The 20,115-nt window shown below is 54.5% G+C and carries 19 protein-coding genes; 9 read left to right on the top strand and 10 right to left on the bottom strand.

All coding sequences use genetic code 11. The annotated features are described in order from the left end of the window. Positions 1-333: 333 nt before the first annotated feature. Together ACFQND_RS16795 and ACFQND_RS16790 are read right to left on the bottom strand one after the other, a co-directional pair. Entirely contained in the window at positions 334-984 is a 651-nt protein-coding gene (locus tag ACFQND_RS16795; RefSeq protein WP_371439160.1) for a hypothetical protein, read from the bottom strand. Between the two features lie 852 nt (positions 985-1,836). Next, positions 1,837-1,995 (bottom strand): hypothetical protein, encoded by a 159-nt coding sequence (locus ACFQND_RS16790; RefSeq protein ID WP_371439161.1) that lies wholly within the window; start codon positions 1,993-1,995, stop codon positions 1,837-1,839. A gap of 620 nt (positions 1,996-2,615) precedes the next feature. On the opposite strand from ACFQND_RS16790, the gene ACFQND_RS16785 reads away from it, so the two are divergent. Then, on the top strand, positions 2,616-3,089 hold the full coding sequence (locus ACFQND_RS16785; protein WP_371439162.1) for a helix-turn-helix domain-containing protein: 474 nt from the start codon (positions 2,616-2,618) through the stop codon (positions 3,087-3,089). 1 nt (position 3,090) lies between these two features. Further along, positions 3,091-3,672 carry a PIN domain-containing protein gene (locus ACFQND_RS16780; protein ID WP_377414186.1) on the top strand — a complete coding sequence of 194 codons (582 nt, stop codon included), beginning with the start codon at positions 3,091-3,093 and terminating at the stop codon, positions 3,670-3,672. 254 nt (positions 3,673-3,926) lie between these two features. Here the strand turns inward: ACFQND_RS16780 and ACFQND_RS16775 are convergent, their stop codons facing one another. Then, positions 3,927-5,237 (bottom strand): hypothetical protein, encoded by a 1,311-nt coding sequence (locus tag ACFQND_RS16775; protein WP_371439164.1) that lies wholly within the window; start codon positions 5,235-5,237, stop codon positions 3,927-3,929. Positions 5,238-5,568: 331 nt separating this feature from the next. Here ACFQND_RS16775 and ACFQND_RS16770 point away from each other — a divergent pair, with 331 nt between their 5' ends. Further along, positions 5,569-5,703 (top strand): DUF1508 domain-containing protein, encoded by a 135-nt coding sequence (locus ACFQND_RS16770; RefSeq protein WP_371439165.1) that lies wholly within the window; start codon positions 5,569-5,571, stop codon positions 5,701-5,703. A 154-nt stretch (positions 5,704-5,857) separates the two neighbouring features. On the opposite strand, the gene ACFQND_RS16765 is transcribed toward ACFQND_RS16770, so the two are convergent. Together ACFQND_RS16765 and ACFQND_RS16760 are read right to left on the bottom strand one after the other, a co-directional pair. Continuing rightward, entirely contained in the window at positions 5,858-6,211 is a 354-nt protein-coding gene (locus tag ACFQND_RS16765) for an HNH endonuclease (protein ID WP_371439166.1), read from the bottom strand. Positions 6,212-6,432: 221 nt separating this feature from the next. Further along, positions 6,433-7,374, bottom strand: a complete 942-nt coding sequence (locus tag ACFQND_RS16760) for a hypothetical protein (protein ID WP_371439167.1) — start codon at positions 7,372-7,374, stop codon at positions 6,433-6,435. Between the two features lie 95 nt (positions 7,375-7,469). Here ACFQND_RS16760 and ACFQND_RS16755 point away from each other — a divergent pair, with 95 nt between their 5' ends. The 5 genes from ACFQND_RS16755 to ACFQND_RS16735 all read left to right on the top strand — a co-directional run bounded on the left by ACFQND_RS16755 (position 7,470) and on the right by ACFQND_RS16735 (position 14,088). Then, entirely contained in the window at positions 7,470-7,679 is a 210-nt protein-coding gene (locus tag ACFQND_RS16755) for a DNA-binding protein (RefSeq protein ID WP_371439168.1), read from the top strand. A gap of 239 nt (positions 7,680-7,918) precedes the next feature. Beyond that, positions 7,919-8,944, top strand: a complete 1,026-nt coding sequence (locus ACFQND_RS16750) for a hypothetical protein (protein ID WP_371439169.1) — start codon at positions 7,919-7,921, stop codon at positions 8,942-8,944. After that, positions 8,941-11,244 carry a hypothetical protein gene (locus ACFQND_RS16745; RefSeq protein WP_371439170.1) on the top strand — a complete coding sequence of 768 codons (2,304 nt, stop codon included), beginning with the start codon at positions 8,941-8,943 and terminating at the stop codon, positions 11,242-11,244. Before ACFQND_RS16750 ends, ACFQND_RS16745 begins: the two co-directional genes overlap by 4 nt. Beyond that, positions 11,231-12,739: an AAA family ATPase gene (locus tag ACFQND_RS16740; protein WP_371439171.1), complete on the top strand. Its 1,509-nt coding sequence runs from the start codon at positions 11,231-11,233 to the stop codon at positions 12,737-12,739. The genes ACFQND_RS16745 and ACFQND_RS16740 overlap by 14 nt, the downstream gene beginning before the upstream one ends. Positions 12,740-12,756: 17 nt before the next feature. Further along, positions 12,757-14,088 carry a TniQ family protein gene (locus ACFQND_RS16735; RefSeq protein WP_371439172.1) on the top strand — a complete coding sequence of 444 codons (1,332 nt, stop codon included), beginning with the start codon at positions 12,757-12,759 and terminating at the stop codon, positions 14,086-14,088. Between the two features lie 52 nt (positions 14,089-14,140). Here the strand turns inward: ACFQND_RS16735 and ACFQND_RS16730 are convergent, their stop codons facing one another. The 3 genes from ACFQND_RS16730 to ACFQND_RS16720 are packed head-to-tail and all read right to left on the bottom strand — an operon-like array spanning position 14,141 to position 16,546. After that, a complete protein-coding gene (locus ACFQND_RS16730; protein ID WP_371439173.1) occupies positions 14,141-15,385 on the bottom strand; it encodes a TniQ family protein in 1,245 nt (414 codons plus the stop codon). A 20-nt stretch (positions 15,386-15,405) separates the two neighbouring features. Beyond that, complete coding sequence (locus ACFQND_RS16725) at positions 15,406-16,113, bottom strand: hypothetical protein (protein ID WP_371439174.1); 708 nt, start codon at positions 16,111-16,113, stop codon at positions 15,406-15,408. Between the two features lie 19 nt (positions 16,114-16,132). Further along, the gene (locus ACFQND_RS16720; RefSeq protein WP_371439175.1) at positions 16,133-16,546 is read right to left on the bottom strand and encodes a DUF2384 domain-containing protein; all 414 of its coding nucleotides are present in this window, start codon (positions 16,544-16,546) and stop codon (positions 16,133-16,135) included. Positions 16,547-17,129: 583 nt separating this feature from the next. Here ACFQND_RS16720 and ACFQND_RS16715 point away from each other — a divergent pair. Continuing rightward, on the top strand, positions 17,130-17,501 hold the full coding sequence (locus ACFQND_RS16715; RefSeq protein WP_371439176.1) for a hypothetical protein: 372 nt from the start codon (positions 17,130-17,132) through the stop codon (positions 17,499-17,501). 170 nt (positions 17,502-17,671) lie between these two features. Here the strand turns inward: ACFQND_RS16715 and ACFQND_RS16710 are convergent, their stop codons facing one another. Next, positions 17,672-18,772, bottom strand: coding sequence for a hypothetical protein (locus tag ACFQND_RS16710; RefSeq protein WP_371439177.1), 1,101 nt, complete (start codon positions 18,770-18,772; stop codon positions 17,672-17,674). Positions 18,773-19,095: 323 nt separating this feature from the next. Beyond that, a complete protein-coding gene (locus ACFQND_RS16705) occupies positions 19,096-19,878 on the bottom strand; it encodes a hypothetical protein (protein WP_371439178.1) in 783 nt (260 codons plus the stop codon). Positions 19,879-20,115 lie beyond the last annotated feature (237 nt).

Here is a 20,115-nt window from a genome sequence, read left to right as displayed (position 1 = left end):
CCGAGAGAGTCTTGGATTTGCGGCATAAACCAGTCCAAGTATTTATCCGCACCCCCCTCGGGTCAGACTTCAGCGCAATTCAACAGGAAAAGAACATTGATCGGCTCTCGTCCGTATGGAGGCTGAATTTCGCGATGTGATAGTGGGCTGGAGGCACCTCCTCTGATGTCAAATCCCACGGCAGATCATCGAAGTTAACTTCTGCCACGATGCCTGAGAAATCCTTGTCGTAACAATCTCTCAGCACTTTCATATTCGTAGATGGAAAGCTATCTTTGAATTCTTTGTTGTAGCGGGGCTGGAAGTATCGAATGAGAGAAGCTTCGTACAAAGCTACCCGTTCCTTTCAGATGTATCGAACAGCTTGTCTAAACCGGCCTGTATGCGTTGATCGCTGCTTGTCCGATCAATCGCATGGGGATTGAGGAGAGTCATCATCCTATTAGCAGGAATAATTTCTAGCAGGAGAATCACAAGATGGCTATCTTCGGGCACGTTGGCCTGAAGCGCAATTTTCTGGAGAGTCTCGTGTTTCTCAAGTCGGTCAAGTGCTGCTCGCTCTCCTGATTTTCCATATGCCTGTCCGATGTAGAGGACATGAAAATTGACTTGGTGGTTGCGCTTTATTGCTTGCGCAATCTCTAGATCACTTAGGGTGTACTCCTCTCCGTTCGCCCCGAATACTCGAAAGTCCCCATCCCCTTTTTTCAACGTAGCCCCCTCCGGTACATCAGACTCAACTTCTACACTTTCCGTACCTACGGTAAAACTCAGCCGGACTTTCATGCCTGATTGCTGCACGTCGTCTAAATAGATGCGAGGTGTATGCCCAATAAGGTATATGTGGCAGTCCTTGGATACTTGCTCTATCTCCTTCAGGCGATCTTTGTCATAAATCGACGCAGCGGGCAGCACCACATAGCTATGGGCATGCATCATCAAAGAATGCTCAACATCAAATAATTTTTTCCCGAACTCAAACATTTTTGCCTCTCCTCTGTATTTAATAGCGCACCACTATCGCACGAGCCTCGGAGAGAATTGGAAAAAGACGCACTATGCGGGCCCGACGTACAGGTGTCGGAATCATCCTTACCTACACTGCTGTCGTTGCAGCTATCAAGTCTTGATACCCGGTCAAGAAATACTTGTTCGGCCCCCAATAAGAAGCTGCCCGCTCCGTTTCCCTCTGCACTCGCGCCAGTAGACCCGCAGCAGTCAGAACATTGATTGCGCGTCGGATATCCCGCTCGGGCGTACCCAACCGCTCCCTGATCACTTCGTAGCTGACCTCAGAATGGAAGGTAGACCGGTTGCGTACGTCTGCCAGGTACAAATAGAGCTTCATGGCGTTCAATTCGTGCTTAGTCCTCAGCGTGAATGTTTTGAACGGAGCAATCCCGTCCCGACGCAGAATCGCTCTACACGGGAGCTTGAACCATCTTCCGCCCGGCCATGCCAGTATGTATTCACGCTGTTGGCGGGAGCCTTGCGCTTGGACCAATCCCATCTCAGTGAGCCGAAGCAACCCCTGCCGGATCAGACTTCGGGAGAGGCCCGTAAGGTGCTCGAAATCGTCATACGTGAGTTCTGCGAAGTGCTGAGTCGTTGTTGTAGTGGTCCCGGCCGGAATAAACAAAAGCTCCGAAGGCGGAACTTCAGTTTCCACACTCCGCTCCCTCCGATGGAAAAGCAGCGCCACGTAGAGCATCAGTGCAGCTATGTCTCGTGCAGCGCTTCCACGGTCGGGCTTACGCCACGTCAACGCGGCTAATGTCTTCACCAAGCCTTCAGCAGGCACCTGCACCCAGCTGAATGGAACGCCGTGTAGCCCGGTCACCGCCGCTTCCCAAGAACACGCGCTAGGACATGCAGGGCATAACCTACTACGCCAATAGCAAACAGAGGAACAAGCGCAAACAGAACTAACACTACGCCCAGATTGTTCTTACTAAGCCAATCAAGACTGAAGGTCAGCAGTTCTGAAGAAATCATTCTTTTCTCCAACAAAGTTACTGATCACGCATTTAAAACGAAGGCCGCGTCTATATCTAGAAAATCGGTGCTGTAAGAAGAAGGAAGTTTTTGACTTTTTCTATTTTAAAACATTGACTTATGGACTTTATAAGCAGTTTTTGGTGAGTCTATGTTAGTTCACGGATGACATTCTTTTTGGCGTCTGACAAGAATTCGAAGTTGCGGTTGATTCAAAACCGAGTGAGCGACGGCGTAAAAAAGCCCGCTCGAAGCGGGCTTTAATGGATTGGACGTGGACTCTTACGCGGCCCACGTTACGGCAATTCACATGCAGGAGCTAACTTTGTTTTTCTCGTCGTGAAAGCTCTTGTCGACGTGCCGCCGTGAGAATCGGCTTTGCCTGGCCAGGCTTTCAGCAGTACTTGCCGCCGAAGCACTGTATTTTATCACAGTCCCCCCTGCGATTTGGAGCGTTTGGGTTGATAGAGTAACTACCAAAACGCTTGTTTACGTGATTTTACACAGTTTCGTTTACTTCGAATATTGCGTTTGATTCGAATAACCCCTACTATTGCTCTTACGATCTTGGGTATTCCCAAGATCGTAAGAGCAATAGTCACCACATATAGGAGAAGTCCATGAAAGGCGCAATTCTTGAGCCCGCTGACACAGCTGAGGCAGAGATGGCGCAAGCAGCCCATCTTTGTCTAATCACCGCATTGGACCGTTCCAAGGCGGAAAAAATCGAAGTAACTGCTACGTTGGATCTTCACGCGGATGGGAATGTTCCGATTCCTCCCCTCCAGTTGCCACCGCGTGCGTTGCGCTTTTTGGCAGAAGTTCTTCGCCAAATGGCCAAGGGCGAGCCCATGGCGTTGGTTCCTCACAAACATGAAATGACGACCCAGGACGCCGCCAATTTTTTGAACGTGTCTCGCCCTTTCATCATCAAGGAAATCGAGCAGGGCAAACTGAAGTGCCGCAAGGTGAATCTCCACCGTCGAATTGAGTTTCAGGAACTCCTGCGCTATCAGGCGGAACAAAAAGAGAATTCCGAGAAAGCTCTTCAGAACTTGTCCGACTTGACCCACGATTTAGGATTGGACTTTTGAAATGGCCGGCTCAGCGAGGTACACCGCGGTATTGGACGCAAACGTCCTTTATTCAAACCTGCTGCGTGATACCTTGCTGAGTTTGGCGACGGCCGATCTTTACCATGCGCAATGGACCGTAGACATTCAGGATGAATGGACGCGAAACTTGGCGAGGAACAGGCCCGACATCGCGCACAGGCTTCCTGACCTGGTGGCGCTAATGAACACTGCGGTGCCCGACTGCTTGGTTACCGGCTATGAAAAACTCATCGACTGCATCGTGCTACCGGATCCGACAGACAGGCACGTCGTTGCAGCGGCGATCACCGGCCATGCCGACGCTATCGTGACGTTCAACAAAAAAGATTTCCCGCTAGAGGTTTTGGCGCCTTACGGAATTGAGTTGCAAGACCCGGATGAGTTCTTGACCAATCAGCTTCAGCTTCACCCAATGGTCGCTCTGGGGGCAATCAATCGCATGCGCGGGCGATGGAAAGTGAAGCGCACACCTCAAGAGATGATCGAGGGATATAGGCAGGCGGGCCTTTTGCTGACAGCCGACATGCTCACTGATCCAGATTTTTTTCAAGCACTGGCCTAGCGGGTTTCATCTCTGTATAACTGGCCGCGATCACCGTTCCAGTGGTACAGGTGATATCGGATTCAACCGCAGATCGGCAGCCTCGCCGGGTGATATAGCGCAGTACGCTTCCAGATAGCGATGGCCTCTTCTGTACGCTAATGAATTCAGAAACTCATCCGTACTCCTACCGCCCACACTCAAGGTGTCACAAAGAGCGGGGCAAGATTCGATGGAAAACTCGGGTCAGACTTCAGCGCAATTCAAAAAATAAGCTACCACCGCTTCTTGCGCGGCAAGGTCGCGCTCCATTCATCTATTTTGCGGTCGGCCACCCCCATCAGGTCGCCGGTCGCGTCGACATCGGCCACAAGCGCGACGCTGACGAAGCCTGGCTCACCGTCGACAGCCGGAAGTCGCCAAACCTCGTAGCGAGTAACCCCGGCCTTTGTACCTGGGGGAGGCATCGGCCCCCATGACTCTGCGAGCTTCGAGTCTAGCTTCTTCAGCTGCTCGTGATCGATGGTCCACCGGTAGTCGGTGACCGTTCCGAAAGAGGGAACGATTCCGGGTATGAGGTAGTCGCGAACGATGTTGTCGAGGTCGTGCAGCACTCCGGAGGGAGTCTTTGGGCTAGGGCGCACGACGACTTCAAGTCCGACAGGCACCACAAGAGGATTGATGAGTTTGTCCCAGCGTGCCTTAAAGGCTGCAATCTCCACACGGACAGACTCCTTAAATGCTGTTGAGTCGCCGCTGGCCACAGGCAGGCTGCCAACCTGCAAGCGGAGAGGCGACTCAGTCAGTAGCTTTGCCCACATTTCCTTTCCGAAACTTAGAGACGCGCTCTCGGGCCGTCCGTACATCCAGCTCAGAATGGGAAGTGTTACGCTGCCGCGCGAAAGGAGCGCCCGCTGGGCGTAGAAGCGGGTCATCTTGAGATATGCCTCGTAGTAGCCATCACCCAACTTCGCGCGAATCTTCGTCTCGTCACGGAGGATTGAGCGAAATGAATCAATCCACTCTGACTCGCGCTCTTGCTCATACCCAGCGTGACTTTCCATCGTCAACCGCTGGATTGCGTTGTTGGCAAGTTCTAAGTCATCCAACATCGCTGCGAACGGTCTCGCCTCGAGGAAAATTTCTGGATCGCTAACGCCGTGTCGGCAAGAGACCGAAAGCGCCTGAATCTGCCGATCATCTTTGTATAAAAGATCACGCCGCGGCCACTTAACCGCTTCGTCGCACTCGTCGAGCAGGTCGAGAAAATTCTTCGCGATGGTATGTGCTTGCGGTGCGTTCCTGCTTGTCGTTGCAAGCTGGAGCTTCAACGCGATGTCACCGGTGAAAGTCGAACGCTTTGCGGCGGTGAGCTGCGTTGCGACCTGAGTCTGAAAGCGAATGCGTTCAGACTTAGGCATCCGCTTCGATTGTGGCTCGATGTCATCTATCCATATGTTTACGCGCCGGACCTTGCGACTCCTGAAGAACGCTAGACGGCCAGCGTCGCTCGTTGCGAAATCCTTGAACCCCATTCCCATCACACTCCCTTGAAAAACTCCGGTGCTATCCAATTTTGTCGCCACCGCCGTCGTCCTCGGCAAATGCGTGGGCTCTTATTGGTTCTTCTTACGCTAACGATGCGCTTTACAAGTCTGAGATTACCGGATACTCCTCAATAGCAACGAACATAAATTGGTCCGATTTGTAGACGGCAGCCGCACACTCCACTACAAGTTCGGTAACTCATCAGATGCGATGGCACTCGACTTCTTTTGACATAGGTCCTTTTGAGCAACTCATGCTACGGCGGACAACCAGCACGCGAATCCTTCAATTAGAGGAGGACGGCAAATCAAAAGGAGTCGATCATGTGAACAAACAAATTCAGCACCAAGAATTTCAGAGGAGTCAATCATGGCAGGAGATACCTATCCTTGTTACTCGGAAAAGAAGGACAACAGCGGTCATTGGTACTGGATTTACTATGCATCTAACGGCGAAGCAATAGCGCGCAGCAGCGAAAGTTACACGACGACGTCTAAGAAGTGATGCATTAATTAAACGTAGGCTTCAGAAGGCGAATCAGAATGCATAAGTGCGATATGGTCCATTTCTAAGCGTCCTATCCACTCATCAATTCAAAGAATCGCGCTCCTCTCTCAGACATAAAAAAAACTTCATCATCGAGCTATCGGATGAGCCCTCAGTTTTGAAAGTGGCACTGTATCTGATGAGGATGCCAATGCCCACCCCTCAACCTCTTGAGCACTAGCTGCTTGTACTTCTCTGGTGGCAACGGTGTCTTTCGGGCATGTCTAGTGCTGTTGCAGAAACGACAGGCCGCAACAATGTTGGTAAACGCATTCGTTCCCCCATCCCTTTTCGCAATGAGGTGCTCTGCAGTGCATGCCATACGGCGGAGGAAATCTCGGGGCACGGCCTTGTCGCATATGCCCGCGCCGCCACCGGCAAGAATCATCGGTTTTCCACAGTAGTGGCACAGACCGCCTTGGCGGTTATATGCACGCAAGCGTGCCTTGGCAATTTTTTGAGTCATAGATAAGTGAAGTTGAACAATCAACCCCTCAAAGAGGGGACTGGGGCGTTCAAACAAATCACTCGTCGAACGCGGCCGGCAGCGTAACGCTGTACGGCAGATCTGAGCATTGCGCTACAGACCCGTGGCGATATCTCTGCCACCGATTGAAATCTTAGGCACGATTTCGATACTCGTCAATGGGGAGCTCCATGCCCAAAAATGACGCATCCCAAGGGACGCTAGCCCTTGCGAGATCGTTTCTTGGTAAGCAGTTCCGTCCGGTCCCAACTTACCTTTCCCACGAGTTTCGCCTTGGTCTCACGATCTAGCCGGGTGCGAAGCAAAAGCTCCGCTGCGGACAACTCCGTCGCATGTTCCCCTCGGCATACGGCGGACACCAAGCCGTCAAGATCCAATAGGGTCAGATTCGAAGGGGTTCGCGGACTATCAATCACCAACTGGGATGCGAGATGCATGGGAGACAGCCGGTACGCATCGCGCGCCCATCCATTGCAGATGATCCAGGTCACCCACCGATCCAGGAATTGAGCGAAGGGTTTCTCCAAGAAATCCAGTTGCGTAAATGACAACCCGAACGGGCTTATGGGATTTTCGCCCGCAATCAGCTTGAGCCGCTGGATATCACCTATGAGGCAAGCCTCCTGCATCCATCCCAACACCAGGCAAAGCATGTCGGGAAAGAAGTGCGCACGGTGCGGCCCTTTCCGCACGGAGACCCATGCCTGGCGCAACGCCTTGATCTCATCAGCCGGCTTCTGATAGTTGCGCCTCATCGCAATGGCAGTTCCGGCAAAAAGTAGACCATCCAATTGGCAATCGGCCTCCACCATGCGCTCGTGAACGGCCGTGAGAGACGACAGAGCTTTCAACAGCTCTGCATAAGGATGAGCCAAGTAGCGATACGTCCCGGGCCAACAGGAATCGATCTGCAAGAAAGGATCGGTTTGCGCGGTATAGGTTTTCTGGATCTCAGATTGGCAAGCCAGGTAGCGCCAGAAGGCCGATGTCCCGCGGGATGATGCCGAATCATCCTTCGACGAGCCAAAGAAGGTGACATCGATGCGGTTTCGGCTCCACCCCGACTCTTTCAAAACCCGGCGAGCCCAGACACCTGGAACGACCTTCTCAGGCTGTGTGGTGGTCGGAATCCCGTTATTCATGGCTTTCCATTTAACGGGAAATCTTAACGCAGGACTTCCCAAGCCTGGCAAAGCGGTTTACGTTTCGAGGTTAGCCGCCGTAGGAAAAAATCCGCATGAACATGCTTTTGGAACGGGAAAACTCGCAGCGCCCCAAGGAGAGCGACGTCAAACGCGACGTGTTTTTTGTCGCCGGTATTTCCATGAAAAGCTGGGCTGAAGCACGAGGCTTCAACCCCGACCTGGTCTACCAGGTCCTCACCGGTCGCCGCAAATGCTTGCGGGGGCAAAGCCACGCCATCGCCAAGGAGCTAGGCATGAAATAAGCACCAAACACGGAAAGAAGTTGAGGCCACCTGCGGGTGGCAATTTGCGTGTGGCTACGGCCACAAAAAACAAAGGGTGGCGGACTGCCAGGTCCTCCACCCTTGGAACTGCCAGGATTGACCTGACGAGTTGAAACTAAGAACCCCAACTCTAGCTGACCATTTCTGGTCGGTCAATCCCTTGTTTGTCAGACATTGTTGTCCCTGCGCGAAAGGCGTGGGGAGGAAGGGATTTGTCCATGAAAACCAATCCGCACAAGCCGAGAAGTTCGATTCTCGATGAACCCCGGGTACTTTCTTCCACGCTCTACCCCTTGGAGGACTTCTGCGCCCGGCCCCACCGCGACCCCCCGCAGACCGGAAAGATGACCATGCAGAAGCTGCTGCGGCTTATCCGCGCCGGCTATGGCCAAGGCCATTTGCATAGATACAAGTCGTGGTTGCGGGTAACGAAGCACGATTACTCCCCGGTGTCCAACGTCGGACATATGCAGTCCAACATAAAGGGCCGCCTTCACCATGTCCGCGCTCTATCGGAGGCGCGTTCAGCAATCCTGCTTTATTGGCTGGGTGCATTGGATCTCCGGGACCAATACCCGGTCTGGCCTTGGCCGCACGATCACCTGTCCTGGGGACTGGATGGACAGCAGCGCCTGCCAAAGCTGCCTGGGCTCATGGAGATCGCGCGTGAGGCAAGTATTGACCACGGCGTCTACCTCGGAACCACATTGCCTTATGTAGCAACTTTGGACCTGGTATCGACTTGGCGCAAAGCAGACGGCGGTTATTACTTCGTCGCTCATGAATGCAAACCCCGCGACCTAGTTTTTGATGCGGATCCACTGAGTCGCACAAAAGAGAGGCTGCAACTTACTCGCCTATACCTCAAGGTGGCCGAGCTTCGGCAGCACCTGGTCCATATCGAGGACTATCCATCTCGGTTCTTCGTAAATCTGGACGCTCTCCGCCCCACTATCACCAAGGAACATCAGGAGAAAATCCGGATCTCGCGTGGCTACGGCTTGCTCATCGAGCACTGCTCTCGCTGGGCGTATGAGCAGCCAGTGAATGCAGTCCTGACAGAGCTCGTCCGTCGCACGGCAGCCAATCTGTTCGAACTGCAGGCGCTAAGCCACTTGGCGCTTTGGCACCAAGACCTGGACCACGACCTGAGGGAGCCGTTGGAACCTTGGGTCCCCCTCCGCCCAGGCGGCCGGGCGTTGAAGGCCAGTCTTCTTCAAGAGTGGTCAGGGGCATCAGCATGATCGTTCCATTTCAACGTCTTGACCTCCTAAACAACACGCCTCACTCCACGGTTTTACTGGAACCGATGCGAGTCCTCGAGTTCGTTGTGGGGAAGGATGAACTTTGGCTCGCCCCCCTCCCCGGGCGGGTAGGAAAGAAGAACACGCGTAAGAAGACCTACACCGGCGGGCCCGTGCGCTATAGCTTGTCGGAGTTTGTGGCGCATGTTTCGGAATCGCGAATAGTAGTTTCCAAGTTTTCATCCAATTCAGCCCACAACATGCCGGATGCAGAAATGCTCACCCGTGCAGGCACGCCCAAGGCGAGGCTAAGTATCGAAAAGCGACTTCGACATCGAGATCGCGACTGGGAGCGCATTGCACCCATCGTTGCAGGTCGTAGTTTCTTGGAGATCATTCATGACCCAGGCCGCGTTACTGCGATTAACCGACGAGCCGAAGAAGTGGGGGCAAGCCGGAGCACGATCTACTACCTACTGCATCGGTACTGGGCGTCGGGCAGTCGAATAAATGGCCTGATGAACAACTATGATCGATGCGGCTGTCCGGGCGTGAGCAAGGCCCAAAGCAGAAAGCTCGGCCGCAAGACGCGCCTCCACAAGGCTGGAGAGGCCGACTCAGAAGGATATCTGCTCGACGACGAAGAGGATAAACGCAAGCTGGCCTGGGGCTACGCGCTCACCCGGCACAATCTCACACCCCATGATGCTTGGCTCGCCGCCTCCAGCGTGCATTGGTCGAAACGCACCATAGATGAAAGCGGGAGGGAATCCGTCGAGCTCCTTCCGCCTTTGCAACGGCCTAGCTACGATCAATTTCTCTACTGGGGAAAATTGCTCAACGGGGAAAAGTCCATCACAGAGATGGTCTTTGGCAAACTGGAGTTCGATAAGAAGACCGGGGCGCGCGGCGGTTCCCTGCAAGACCAGGTCACCGCGGTGGGCCAACTGGGCGTCTTTGATTCAACATCAACAGACACATACTTGACCTCGAGGATGTCTCGCCTTCGGGTATTGCCCCCAATGACACGCCTTGTAGCGCAGGATGTGAGGAGCGAGGTCATCTATGGGTTGTACTGCGGCTGGGAAGCCCCGTCGCCCGCGACAGCGCTACAAGCCATCCTGCACGGAGCGACACCTAAGCCGCTCTGGTGCAAACGCTTTGGTATCGAGATCACAGAGGAGGACTGGCCGCACCAACTGACACGCAACATCCAGGCAGACAACGGTGAGCTCAAGGCATCAGTTCAAACCGAGGCGGAAAGGCAGTTCAATTTCTCCATCACTTATACGCCCATCAATCGCGGCGACAAGAAGGGAGGACTCGAATCTAGCCATCGTGTGGTGCACAAGGAGCTTGACCATAAACTGCCGGGCAGCACGAAAGGAAAACCACGGACACGTGGAGTACCGCACGCCGCTGGTTCCGCCTTATGGAATTACTACGAGTACATGCGGGAGCTCATCGTAGCCATCCTGAAGTACAACAATCAAGAGCGGCTTGAGTTGGCCCCCCTGGAGATGCTCAAGGAAATACCGGCCATCAAGCCCACGAGGCTAAATATCTTCCACTGGCTGCGCCAGCAGGGCATGAGGGCGGACATCCCGGTGGATCTCGATGCGCTACGCGGCTTCACGTTGCCGGATGTTAGGGCGGTCGTCCGCAAGAACGGGGTCTACCTTCTGGGAACCATACTTGGTCACGAACAGGTCTTGCCCAAGATGCGCTACTCAAGCCCCGAGCTGGTGGCGACTGGCCTGATGTCGCGCGTTAAAGCCTCCGGGTCACCGATACGCACCGTGGTCAAAATGGACCGGGGTGCTCCAGAGCACGCTTGGCTGCCAACCCAAGCCGGGATGATTCCGCTGCGGCTGACCGGGAACGACACCCTGTTGTCGCGCCAGATCACCTTGGCAGATTGGCAGGACCACCTGGCTGAGCGCACGCTCGCTCGGGACAAAGACCGTGGGCATACCGACCAAGCCGACTTGGATACTTTGTTGCGCCGCGAAACTACAACAGCAGACGCCAAGGCTGAGCGCCAGGCCGAACTCTCTGGGCTAAGCAAGCCACCAAGTAAAAGTGCCATCAAGCGCAATTTGCGCAAGCACCGTGACGAGGAGATGGTCAGCCTCGGCGCTGAAGCGCTGAGGAACCAACCAGACAAAGGGGGCAGCGTCAGGCCGTTCGACGTCGACGACACAAGACCCTCCTCGGACCAATCGATGCCAGGTCCCTCGGCGGCTGACCTTGCGATGCGTCAACTGAACGATGAGGAGTTTGGCAATGCCAGCGAATAATGAAATGTCACGCCCCGAGCTCCTGCTCGGTCCTAACCCGCTCATCGAGGCGATCCCTCCCTTCGTTCCGTTCAAGGACTTGATGCGGCACTTGAGGCATTACCCGCTAGATCATGCTCCCGATTGGCGGCAGGTACCACCGGATTATCGTGAAGCCTTGTTGGAATGCGCGACGCAGCACTTCGCACCGTACCAGCCGATACTCGAACTGGCTGCCGGAATTCAGCTTCTTCTGCGCAGAGCGCTTTCTATGGGAAATCCGCTGAGAGCGGAGGTGCGCAAGCGCGCGAACCAAGTAGGTGTTGCCAACTCCGTTCACGACTTCAGGCATGTCACTCACGTGGACGGTGGGGGTGGAATGGTGGATGGCATAACCGGCCTCGGTAAAACGAATGCGGTCCAGCGAGCCCTAGCAGTGTTCGCGCCCAACCAGGTGATCGAGCACTTATCCTGTCCGCAAGCAGGCTGGGCGCGCATGATGCAGTGCGTTTACCTCTACATTGATTTTCCCTCGAACGGAACGCGCGGTGCTCTTTTGAAGCGCATCCTCATGGGCCTAGACGAGCAACTGGGAACCAATTACTCGGAACAAAACGCCAGAAAAACCAACCTAGACGCGCTGCTCGTGGTCGCCTCCAAGCTCCTGGTACTTCACAGGGTCGCTCTTCTCGTCATTGACGAAAAACAGGATGCGAGTTTTAACCAGAATCCACTGCAGTACGAGTTCGTCCTGTTCTACCTCAGTCTGATGAATCTCGGAATTTCCGTGCTTCTCATCGGGAATCCACTGGCGTTCACCCACCTTCAAACGTTTTCACAGGTCATGCGCCGTTTTTCCGTCGGCGGAATGACCAGTCTCGAACCGGCGTCCCACCAGGATGAGAAATGGTGGTGCGAGGGGTTTGTTCCCCGAATGCGGAAATTTTGCGTGGTTGAGGGCTGCGCAGTTGACGAGCAACTGCGAGCGCGCCTCGAGTTCGAGGCAAGCGCTGGGACGCCAGGGCTGTTTCAGCGGTATTTTGTGGAGACGCAGCGCGCGGCGCTGCGGCGCGCGGCCCTGCAGCGCGGTACCGATTCCGCAGAAATGACTGTTGAAGACTTCGTTGCGGCGCGGAAGTCCGAACGCTACAAGGAACTTCAGCGTATCGCGACCAGCATACGCTCGGGCTCAGAAGAGTATGACGATATTCCTCAACGCCAGAAAGCGTTCGGGCCAAGCATGCAGAAGGGAGAAATCCCCGAAAGCCCAGCCGGCACCGGTCAGCCGCCCCCTGCAAAGCCAATGAGGGACGTTGTCGGCGGATTGTTGCGCAATTACAAGGCCGCCCAAACCAGGGAGGCGAACTTACTTGCCAAGCGCATCGCGGCGATGCAATCGTATTCAGATGACGACCTACGAATGTTAGGTGTCAGCCATGACCTTGTCGAGGAGGCCCAGAAGATAGGAGATACGGTTCCTGCAGCGAAGAAAAGGAAGAAGGGTGGGGCCGTATGAGTCCCGCGGCGAAGATCATGCAAAAGCCGCAGCTACCGGCAACTCTGCCGGCGATTGAGGATGAGGAGACACTTTACAGTTGGTGTGCTTCTGTTCATGCCTTAGCTAGCGGCACCAATAGTGGAGACACCTCTCATGCATTGTTTGGTAATGGGCATTCATCACGCCAACACGATATACCACGCGGCCTTAGGGCCCTTCAGGGGCATCTCTCTTGCTTCTCCGATAATTGCATAGAACTGCTTCGCATCCATACGGTCGCGGCGTGCTACCTGCCATTTATGGCTCCGAGTGACTTGGAGCTTCTGGCTACCGAGATTTCTGCTGGCGTCAAACCACATTGGCGCAGAAGGCTGCTCAGCGCCTCTCGCTCATTGCCTATCAAGCATCCACTCAGGTTCTGCAGCGCATGTTGTGCGGAAGACACCGCCGCGGCTGGAAGGCCGTTTTGGCATACCCGGCACCAGTTTCCGGCGACCTGGGTCTGCACCCGCCATTCAGAGGCGCTTTGGATTTTTAGCGGACATCCCAGGCGCTGGCTTCTCCCCTCTCCCGGGCAGAAAGGCAGCGCCAGGCTATCAGACCTCAACACGGATGTTGCGGCCACGGCGGCAGCCGTGGGTCAGGCGATCTCTAAGCTGCGGATCATCAACACGGACGCCCTTCGCTCCTGCACGCTAAATCGCCTTCGCGACATCGGCGTCATCCACTCGCTTGGCGGCGCGCGTCATGACCGGCTTGCGTCGTGGTTCTGCAACTCAGCAATGGGGCGAATGTGCGCCGCAGACACCTCTGGCACGTCGGCCCTGGCCGATGGAAATTGGGTTCCTGCACACCTTTGGCGAAAGAAACGCGACCACCCCGCACGCTGGATAGCATTGTGGAGCGCCCTGCAATGGCGCAGCGCGGACGAGGCGTGTTCCGCCCTGATGGAGGCGTGTAGCGACGCCGCGCCGACTGATAAGGGGCAGTATCTCCTGTTTGAGCCGCAGGAACACCCAACCCGAGCGCCCGACCATGTCTACGCAGCCTTCGAGATCTGCGAGAGCTACGAGGCAGTGATGGCACACCTACATGTGAGCCGCGGTGACGTCGTCCGGTGGCTTGAATCTGACCCAGAACTACGTCGGATTTGGAAACAAGGCATTCACAGCAGGCGCCTGCATGTCACCGAACATCGATTGAGAAAATCCATGATTGACTGGTTGGCAAGCAAGCCGAACCTGGAAGGCTTTCTAGAAAGCAACGAGGCTGACCTCCACTGGCTCGCCAGAAACGCACCAAGTGCTCATCAAGCCTTGGTGGGAAATTTGCGTCGACGAGGCGCAGTAGCGAGAACGCTATTTTGAATCTGCCTTTTGCGATCGATCTGGTCGCGTCGTTCGGGTGGAACGGTCAATACTATTGGGACTTTTGCATCTCGATCTGCTTAAAGAGTGCGGCGAGTGGAGCAGCAACACCACGAAGCAATTTTGCAAATTCGTCTCGCCTTTCCCCAGCGTGTGAGATGGCATCCTCGAGTTCCGAGCCAGTCAAGAACCTCTTTAGGGCTTGGCCAGCCTTATTGTTGATGACCTTTTGGATTGAGGGATACCCCCGCTCGGCCATTGCCCTGCAGGTTGCCCTATCAGCTGTTCCGAAGTGGGCAGCAACTGCAGAAGCATTGAAGCCCGCCTCAACATAGATGCGCAACACTTCTGGACTGCTCCAAGACTTGACTCGGCGCCGCGCGCCAAGTGAGATTGCGTCCTTCCCGGCAAACTTCGCAAAATCCTTCAAGGCATCTTCAGGCGATGCATACAAAGCGGCGCTGGCCAGTACGAACGTTTCGGAAGCTACGTGCTTTGGGCTAGGAAGGCAGTTTTGTTCGAGGTCTGAACTTCGTCTCTGCACCAAAAATTTTGGAAAGTGATCGAGCAGCCATTTTTTTGGGGCGCTTGATTGAATCAAATTGTGTAGCGTTTGCGAATTTACGGACGTTGAAAGTTTGAAACCAAGTCTATCGGCTTGAGCACGCATCGCCGCAGCCGCCCCGGCCTTTCCAATCGGCGATTTGGTATTGAGCAGCCCTTCGCAAATGCCCGCATATCGGCGCACAAATTCATTACTAACTATGGTCTCAGAGCGTTGGGAATGCGTCTTAACGATGGAACGATCCCCAAAGTAGTGGGCAGGTTCCTGACTGAACGCTTTAGCTGTTCTTATCGAAATAAGCTCGACATCTGAATGCTTCAGGCAATGTCCAATACCACGGATGAGATGATACCTTCTCCAGTAGCTGAGGCCCAACAAGTCGAGATCCTCTTCAATGCATGCCGGGCAGCATTGAGGATGCGACGCACTGAATTTTCCGGCATGATTTCTAAGTCGGTCCTTGTTCAGATCTTCGCCATACGGCACGCTGATGTTATCCAGTGCAAACGCGCGTGACAGTGGAGTGAGGGTGTGCATCGCTACTATCTCGCTCATTGGGCGCTCACAGGTCTGCGCTACCACGTCAAGCACCGCCATTTTTCTATCGATAGCTTCAAATCTTTGATGCAATTTGTCCATCACCGCTCGTTTAGATTTGCAATCCAAAACTCGACGTACGGTCCCTATATAGCCACCCACAAACTCCTCAGGCTTAATCAAGGGTAAGGTCATCTTCGGTAACTCCACGTTGGTTAGAACCTAGTTCGAGATAGCTCGTCGGCAACTAAATCAAGAAAGGCCGCACATCTTTCTTCGGGTGTCAGCGCCTCGTATTCAGGAAATGAACATCCCAGCAGCATTTCCATGGGAGTGAAGCCGGCAAAAAACTTCTGCGGTGTCCGCAGGAAGCTCCAGAGCCGGGTCATCGAGACACCCGCTTCCCGATATTCCTTGATGATTTGCTTCAGCATTGGCCTATCCAAGTTCTCATTGAGTTGAAACGTTGGGTAGCGTGGGCCATCACCTCTGCCCTGTGCATCGGCTGCGAAAAGTTGGCCGGCCGCCTCTTGCTCACGGATTACTTCGGGCGTGCATTCCATACGCCCAGCCATTTCCTCAAACGTGAGGGTGCCATATTGGTGCTTAAAGCGATCACGGTCTCGATTAGCGGCAGCTGGTTGACCCCGGCCGCCGGTGGTGGTGATCACTTCTCGCGGGATTTGCTCCGTATCCCGTGCAAGCCGCACTCTAAGCCATGCACCTAGGCAGACTTGCAAGCATGTTTCGCACAGATCTACTTCGACTCGATTGCCTTCGCCGAAGACTGAGTCTTGGCCTGCATCGAAACCGACGGATATCATTCCGGCGGAGCTGGTTTTCCCATGTGGCAATTCTTTGCCGCACCGGTCGCACCTGACCCGATGAGCTACGCTTGGTGCCTCAAAATTTTTGAGTTGCATCAGCGCTCCTGGCAGACTGCTAGCCCGCAGCACCGCCATGCAACGAAAGTATCAAGCGGATGACGTCATCCGTACGGTCGGCCGCAACTGCTTGCTCTGCGGTCATCCGGCCGAAGGCCGGAAGTGGCTCTGCTCGAAACCACCTCAACGTCTTCAGCAAGTCATTGCCGGACACGTCATGTGCCGCCTTGATGACGCGAAGATTTTCTCTAAGGTGCATTTGAATACTAGCTGCGCCCGGAGTCTCGGCTATCGCAGCCACAGTTACTCGCGCATTTCGAGCCAGAGTTTCGATGTCCATTCCAAGCAAATCGATATACCGGACAGGCGATAGCATTGGCGCCAACTCCGGACCCTGCAGATCCGCAACGAAATTTACCCATGACTTCTCTGGCAACGCGTCAGCGCTCGATGGTGATGTAGCAATACTCATTCTGGTTCGAAGCCCTTGATTCAAGCGCAGGTGCCTCCGAGCACTGCGGCTTGCCGGAATTTTCACGCGACAAACTGGCAAGCACAAGCGCCGAGAATGACGGGAAAGGCGCGCGCCGATGAAGCGCAGTCGCCTGTTTCAAACATTACTTGGTGGAACTGCAAGGCTTATGAAACGCAGGAAGCCCTTGCCTCACACTACAAGTCCGATGCACCTTGGATCGGCGCGGTGTTACCAGAAAAACGATGTAGGTTTTCTGTTTCAAACTCTATGCCTTCGAGGCCAGCTCAAAGTAATAGAGTTCAAAACAAGGTGTGGGTTAACGGCAACGCGACTTCCGAATGTCGGCATGAGCATCCTAATTTGATCGAAGCGATACCAATAAAGGTAGGGGAGTATTGAACTCTTTTGAAGACTCCGCGCGAACATCTCCTACGGCTCCCGCATACAGAATCTTGACGGCATTTCTATGGGTTTTTAGTTTTTTTGCTGCACCGCTAATAGTCGCTATTGACATAAGATTTTGATTGCCTATTCTGAGGGTCTATGGTCTTTGTGTTCACCAGCAATCGCGGCGGTGCGTATGAAATCCTCTAAGACGACTAGGGAAGGTGCTCCTAACGACGAACCAGAAGTCTTGGTGCCGGAAGACTTCCCTCACGATCCGTTTCCCGCTGTGTTGGCCGGCGCGCAGCCGAAAGTTGTTGCACGTGAGGTCGATGGCCGCTATGTCATTGGCCTGACTGAAGAGGAACGCCGTGGACGGTACCTCATGTGCATAGATCTTGTAGAGCAACTGACAGGCTACACCGAGAGGAAGCGCATTGAACGCCACGATTTGACTTTGACCAGGCTATTGGATGAAGTCGATGTCGGCATCAGGCGTAAGGGATGGGAGCTTGGCCAAGTCGAGTTCGACTGGATCATGGCTAGATTGCGATCACGGTTCCTATGAAGCACAAGGAGTCCAAACGTGACGCTTATGCATACCGACCTAGCGCAAGTTCAGTCGGCATCAACCAGTCCAAGTATTTATCCGCCCTCCCATGGGTCAGACTTCAGCGGAATTCAACAAGTTCAAGCTCCTTCGACTAACCCACTCCCGGCTTCACACAGTGGACGACGCTAAGCGCCGTAGCTCGGTGACTCAAGTTCCTGAACCCACTGCTCCATGAGACGCCGAAAAATCAGCGCCATACCCGGACGTTCCTCTTCATACAAAGCAAATACAAACTCCTTGATATACCGCTCATGACAGTCTTCGAAACCTACAAGGTCTAGCGGAAGATGCTGGCACGCGGCGATATCCTCAATTACCTTCCGACGAGTGACGCCCGCACTTTTCAACAGTTTCGCGCGATTCTCGACAATCCATCGCTTGAATGATCTTTGCCATGCCTGATGCGTCAGGCTAGGAGGCGTGGAGCGTTTGAACAAAAGTAGAGTCGTTTCCTCTGGTGCATGCCAAGACCATTCGGGATGGGCGCTGCAAGTCCAGCCAATGCGGCCAGCCATTACCGCGATTTCGTCCATTCTTAATGGCGCATCTTTGTATGGCATTGATATCACGGCGCTCTGGTACTGCGCAATTTTTCCATTTTTCAGCGGCAAATCTTGATAGAAGCGCCTCTCATGGTCTGTGCCGGGAAACTCGACCCAGCTCCGAGAGGTCGCGTTCACCACGGCGCCCCAATTCGGAAGACAGGCGCCGTGATCTATACCGGCCTTCCAGCGAACCTTGACTGCTTTGTCGCCCCGGTCCTCCAGGCGACCCAGCTCAAACGTGCCGGCGAACATCTCTGCGCAGTTCTTATGGAGGGCAGAGGTTCGCGGCCCAGCTCCGCCAGGATTTCTATTTAATTCGCGAAGTTCACTTAGCCAATCCAAGTATTGTTTTGGAGGCATCGGGGTAGGCGCAGGCTGCTCAAATCGGAAGTCTGCCTGTATTGGGTAGCCAAAACCCGCCAAGCGCTGCCGGAACGGCCCGGGCTCGAAGCTTTTGTGTATGAGAAGCGCTCTCCACGGCCCAGGAAATGGAGGATCTGCAAGAAAGGCCGCGTGGGATTTGTGACCAAGGCCAGCGGCAATTGCCTCAGTCAAATGGGAGGACCTGACGGTCGGAAACCTGGTTTGAAGCAGTTTCTTAAGAGGACGCAGTAAGTTTTCATTCCCTGCGGCAGAGGGGGAGGCATGCGAGACCGCACGCGGGTTTTCAATATTGGCCATGAGGCAATCCAGTCGATGTGCGAGCCAACGATCCTCGATTACGCGCTGGCCCCCGACGGAGTGCGGTGGGTTTGCGAATGTACTTGCGTCTGAACTCCGATTTCACCCGAGGATAGGTGCGGCCGGATGCCTGAGCAAATAATGCCATATATTTTGGCATCCTGCCACCTCAAAGCAGGGAATGGGTCGGCAAATTAGGCCTATCGTCGCGAGGGCCGTCCGCGTTACCGCTAGTGCGAAACCTCTTGCTACCTCCCCCCATCAACAACTGGAGTTCAAGCCAGATGCCTCGGGGCAGGCTGTTACCACTGCCAACTGGCGCATTACCAGGTCAGCTTGCCATTATTTCTCTCGCGAAAGCGGGCAATTCCGATCGCGGATATTCTGGTTCCGGTGCCAGCAGGCCGCCGCTTCAGACCCGCACGATCTGCATAACTCCGCACAGCATGATCAAGATCACCATGCACGAAGCGGTAAAGACCGACCAGATTGTCGTCGACCAATTTCGGCACTGGATGCATGACGACGCGCGCACCGCCTTCCGGTGTGGACACAATCGCCTCGGTACCTGCCGCGGCCAGCAACGCGTACTCCAAGGGACTACTTTCAAATACAACTGCTTTTGCCTTGTAATGGATGATCTGATCGCGCTGCCTGCGTAGGGGGTCGGCCCAAACAGCTGCGTGAGACAGCACGGAGGCGAGCTCGGAGTAGGCGTCGCCCGCAGCTTTTAGCCGCTTGGTCAATTCAAAGAATGAAACCTCACGGTTGCGAGGGTGTCCACCCCCTTGCGGGCTGTTAATTCCCCGCGCGTTCGCCGGAAGAAGCTGGCGGACTACAAAAGCGATGTCATTTAGGACGATGCGAAACCGGATGATGAAATGTTCAAGGTCGGCGTCCAAGAAAGGACGAGCATTCCGATCAGCAATCGGCAGGACGCTCGCTATGCGCTCGTAGCATCCAAACAGACGCACGTCCGACCAGAACAGGGTGCCCAACTCGAAGTGATGAAAGGAGTCGTGCTCCCCGAAGCCGATCTCGTGGAGAGTTTCTCCAAATGGCGAATACAGGGAGTTCGGATCGTCCGGCTGCTTTGGCATTCCCATTGTTCGTGTCTCTTAAATTTGTCGTATCGGCACATATCAAGTTAATGACACTATCAGATCTGGCCTCACGAGTTGAAGATGTTACTGGCGTCGCAACGATTTCTCCATTGCATCATCGCCGCCAGGCACCGGTCTCGTGGTCGTGCTCGTGCTCGTGCTCGTGCTCGTTTCCAACTCTATTCCGTGAGCAGCGAGGCTCACAGCGGCTCAGACCCCTCTGTTTCAAACTATGACTTC

Source organism: Polaromonas aquatica (assembly GCF_042659145.1).
GTDB lineage: Bacteria > Pseudomonadota > Gammaproteobacteria > Burkholderiales > Burkholderiaceae_C > Polaromonas > Polaromonas aquatica.
The sequence above is the reverse complement of the archived record's forward strand: the minus strand, read 5'-3'. Positions and strand labels throughout refer to the sequence as shown.

Bases quoted from the DNA above. Each gene is read 5' to 3' on its own strand.
- ACFQND_RS16725 (WP_371439174.1), bottom strand. From the start codon at position 16,113: ATGCAACTCAAAAATTTTGAGGCACCAAGCGTAGCTCATCGGGTCAGG.
- ACFQND_RS16790 (WP_371439161.1), bottom strand. From the start codon at position 1,995: ATGATTTCTTCAGAACTGCTGACCTTCAGTCTTGATTGGCTTAGTAAG.
- ACFQND_RS16715 (WP_371439176.1), top strand. From the start codon at position 17,130: ATGAAATCCTCTAAGACGACTAGGGAAGGTGCTCCTAACGACGAACCA.
- ACFQND_RS16740 (WP_371439171.1), top strand. From the start codon at position 11,231: ATGCCAGCGAATAATGAAATGTCACGCCCCGAGCTCCTGCTCGGTCCT.
- ACFQND_RS16730 (WP_371439173.1), bottom strand. From the start codon at position 15,385: ATGACCTTACCCTTGATTAAGCCTGAGGAGTTTGTGGGTGGCTATATA.
- ACFQND_RS16755 (WP_371439168.1), top strand. From the start codon at position 7,470: ATGAACATGCTTTTGGAACGGGAAAACTCGCAGCGCCCCAAGGAGAGC.
- ACFQND_RS16710 (WP_371439177.1), bottom strand. From the start codon at position 18,772: ATGGCCAATATTGAAAACCCGCGTGCGGTCTCGCATGCCTCCCCCTCT.
- ACFQND_RS16770 (WP_371439165.1), top strand. From the start codon at position 5,569: ATGGCAGGAGATACCTATCCTTGTTACTCGGAAAAGAAGGACAACAGC.
- ACFQND_RS16735 (WP_371439172.1), top strand. From the start codon at position 12,757: ATGCAAAAGCCGCAGCTACCGGCAACTCTGCCGGCGATTGAGGATGAG.
- ACFQND_RS16745 (WP_371439170.1), top strand. From the start codon at position 8,941: ATGATCGTTCCATTTCAACGTCTTGACCTCCTAAACAACACGCCTCAC.
- ACFQND_RS16720 (WP_371439175.1), bottom strand. From the start codon at position 16,546: ATGAGTATTGCTACATCACCATCGAGCGCTGACGCGTTGCCAGAGAAG.
- ACFQND_RS16765 (WP_371439166.1), bottom strand. From the start codon at position 6,211: ATGACTCAAAAAATTGCCAAGGCACGCTTGCGTGCATATAACCGCCAA.
- ACFQND_RS16760 (WP_371439167.1), bottom strand. From the start codon at position 7,374: ATGAATAACGGGATTCCGACCACCACACAGCCTGAGAAGGTCGTTCCA.
- ACFQND_RS16785 (WP_371439162.1), top strand. From the start codon at position 2,616: ATGAAAGGCGCAATTCTTGAGCCCGCTGACACAGCTGAGGCAGAGATG.
- ACFQND_RS16795 (WP_371439160.1), bottom strand. From the start codon at position 984: ATGTTTGAGTTCGGGAAAAAATTATTTGATGTTGAGCATTCTTTGATG.
- ACFQND_RS16780 (WP_377414186.1), top strand. From the start codon at position 3,091: ATGGCCGGCTCAGCGAGGTACACCGCGGTATTGGACGCAAACGTCCTT.
- ACFQND_RS16750 (WP_371439169.1), top strand. From the start codon at position 7,919: ATGAAAACCAATCCGCACAAGCCGAGAAGTTCGATTCTCGATGAACCC.
- ACFQND_RS16705 (WP_371439178.1), bottom strand. From the start codon at position 19,878: ATGGGAATGCCAAAGCAGCCGGACGATCCGAACTCCCTGTATTCGCCA.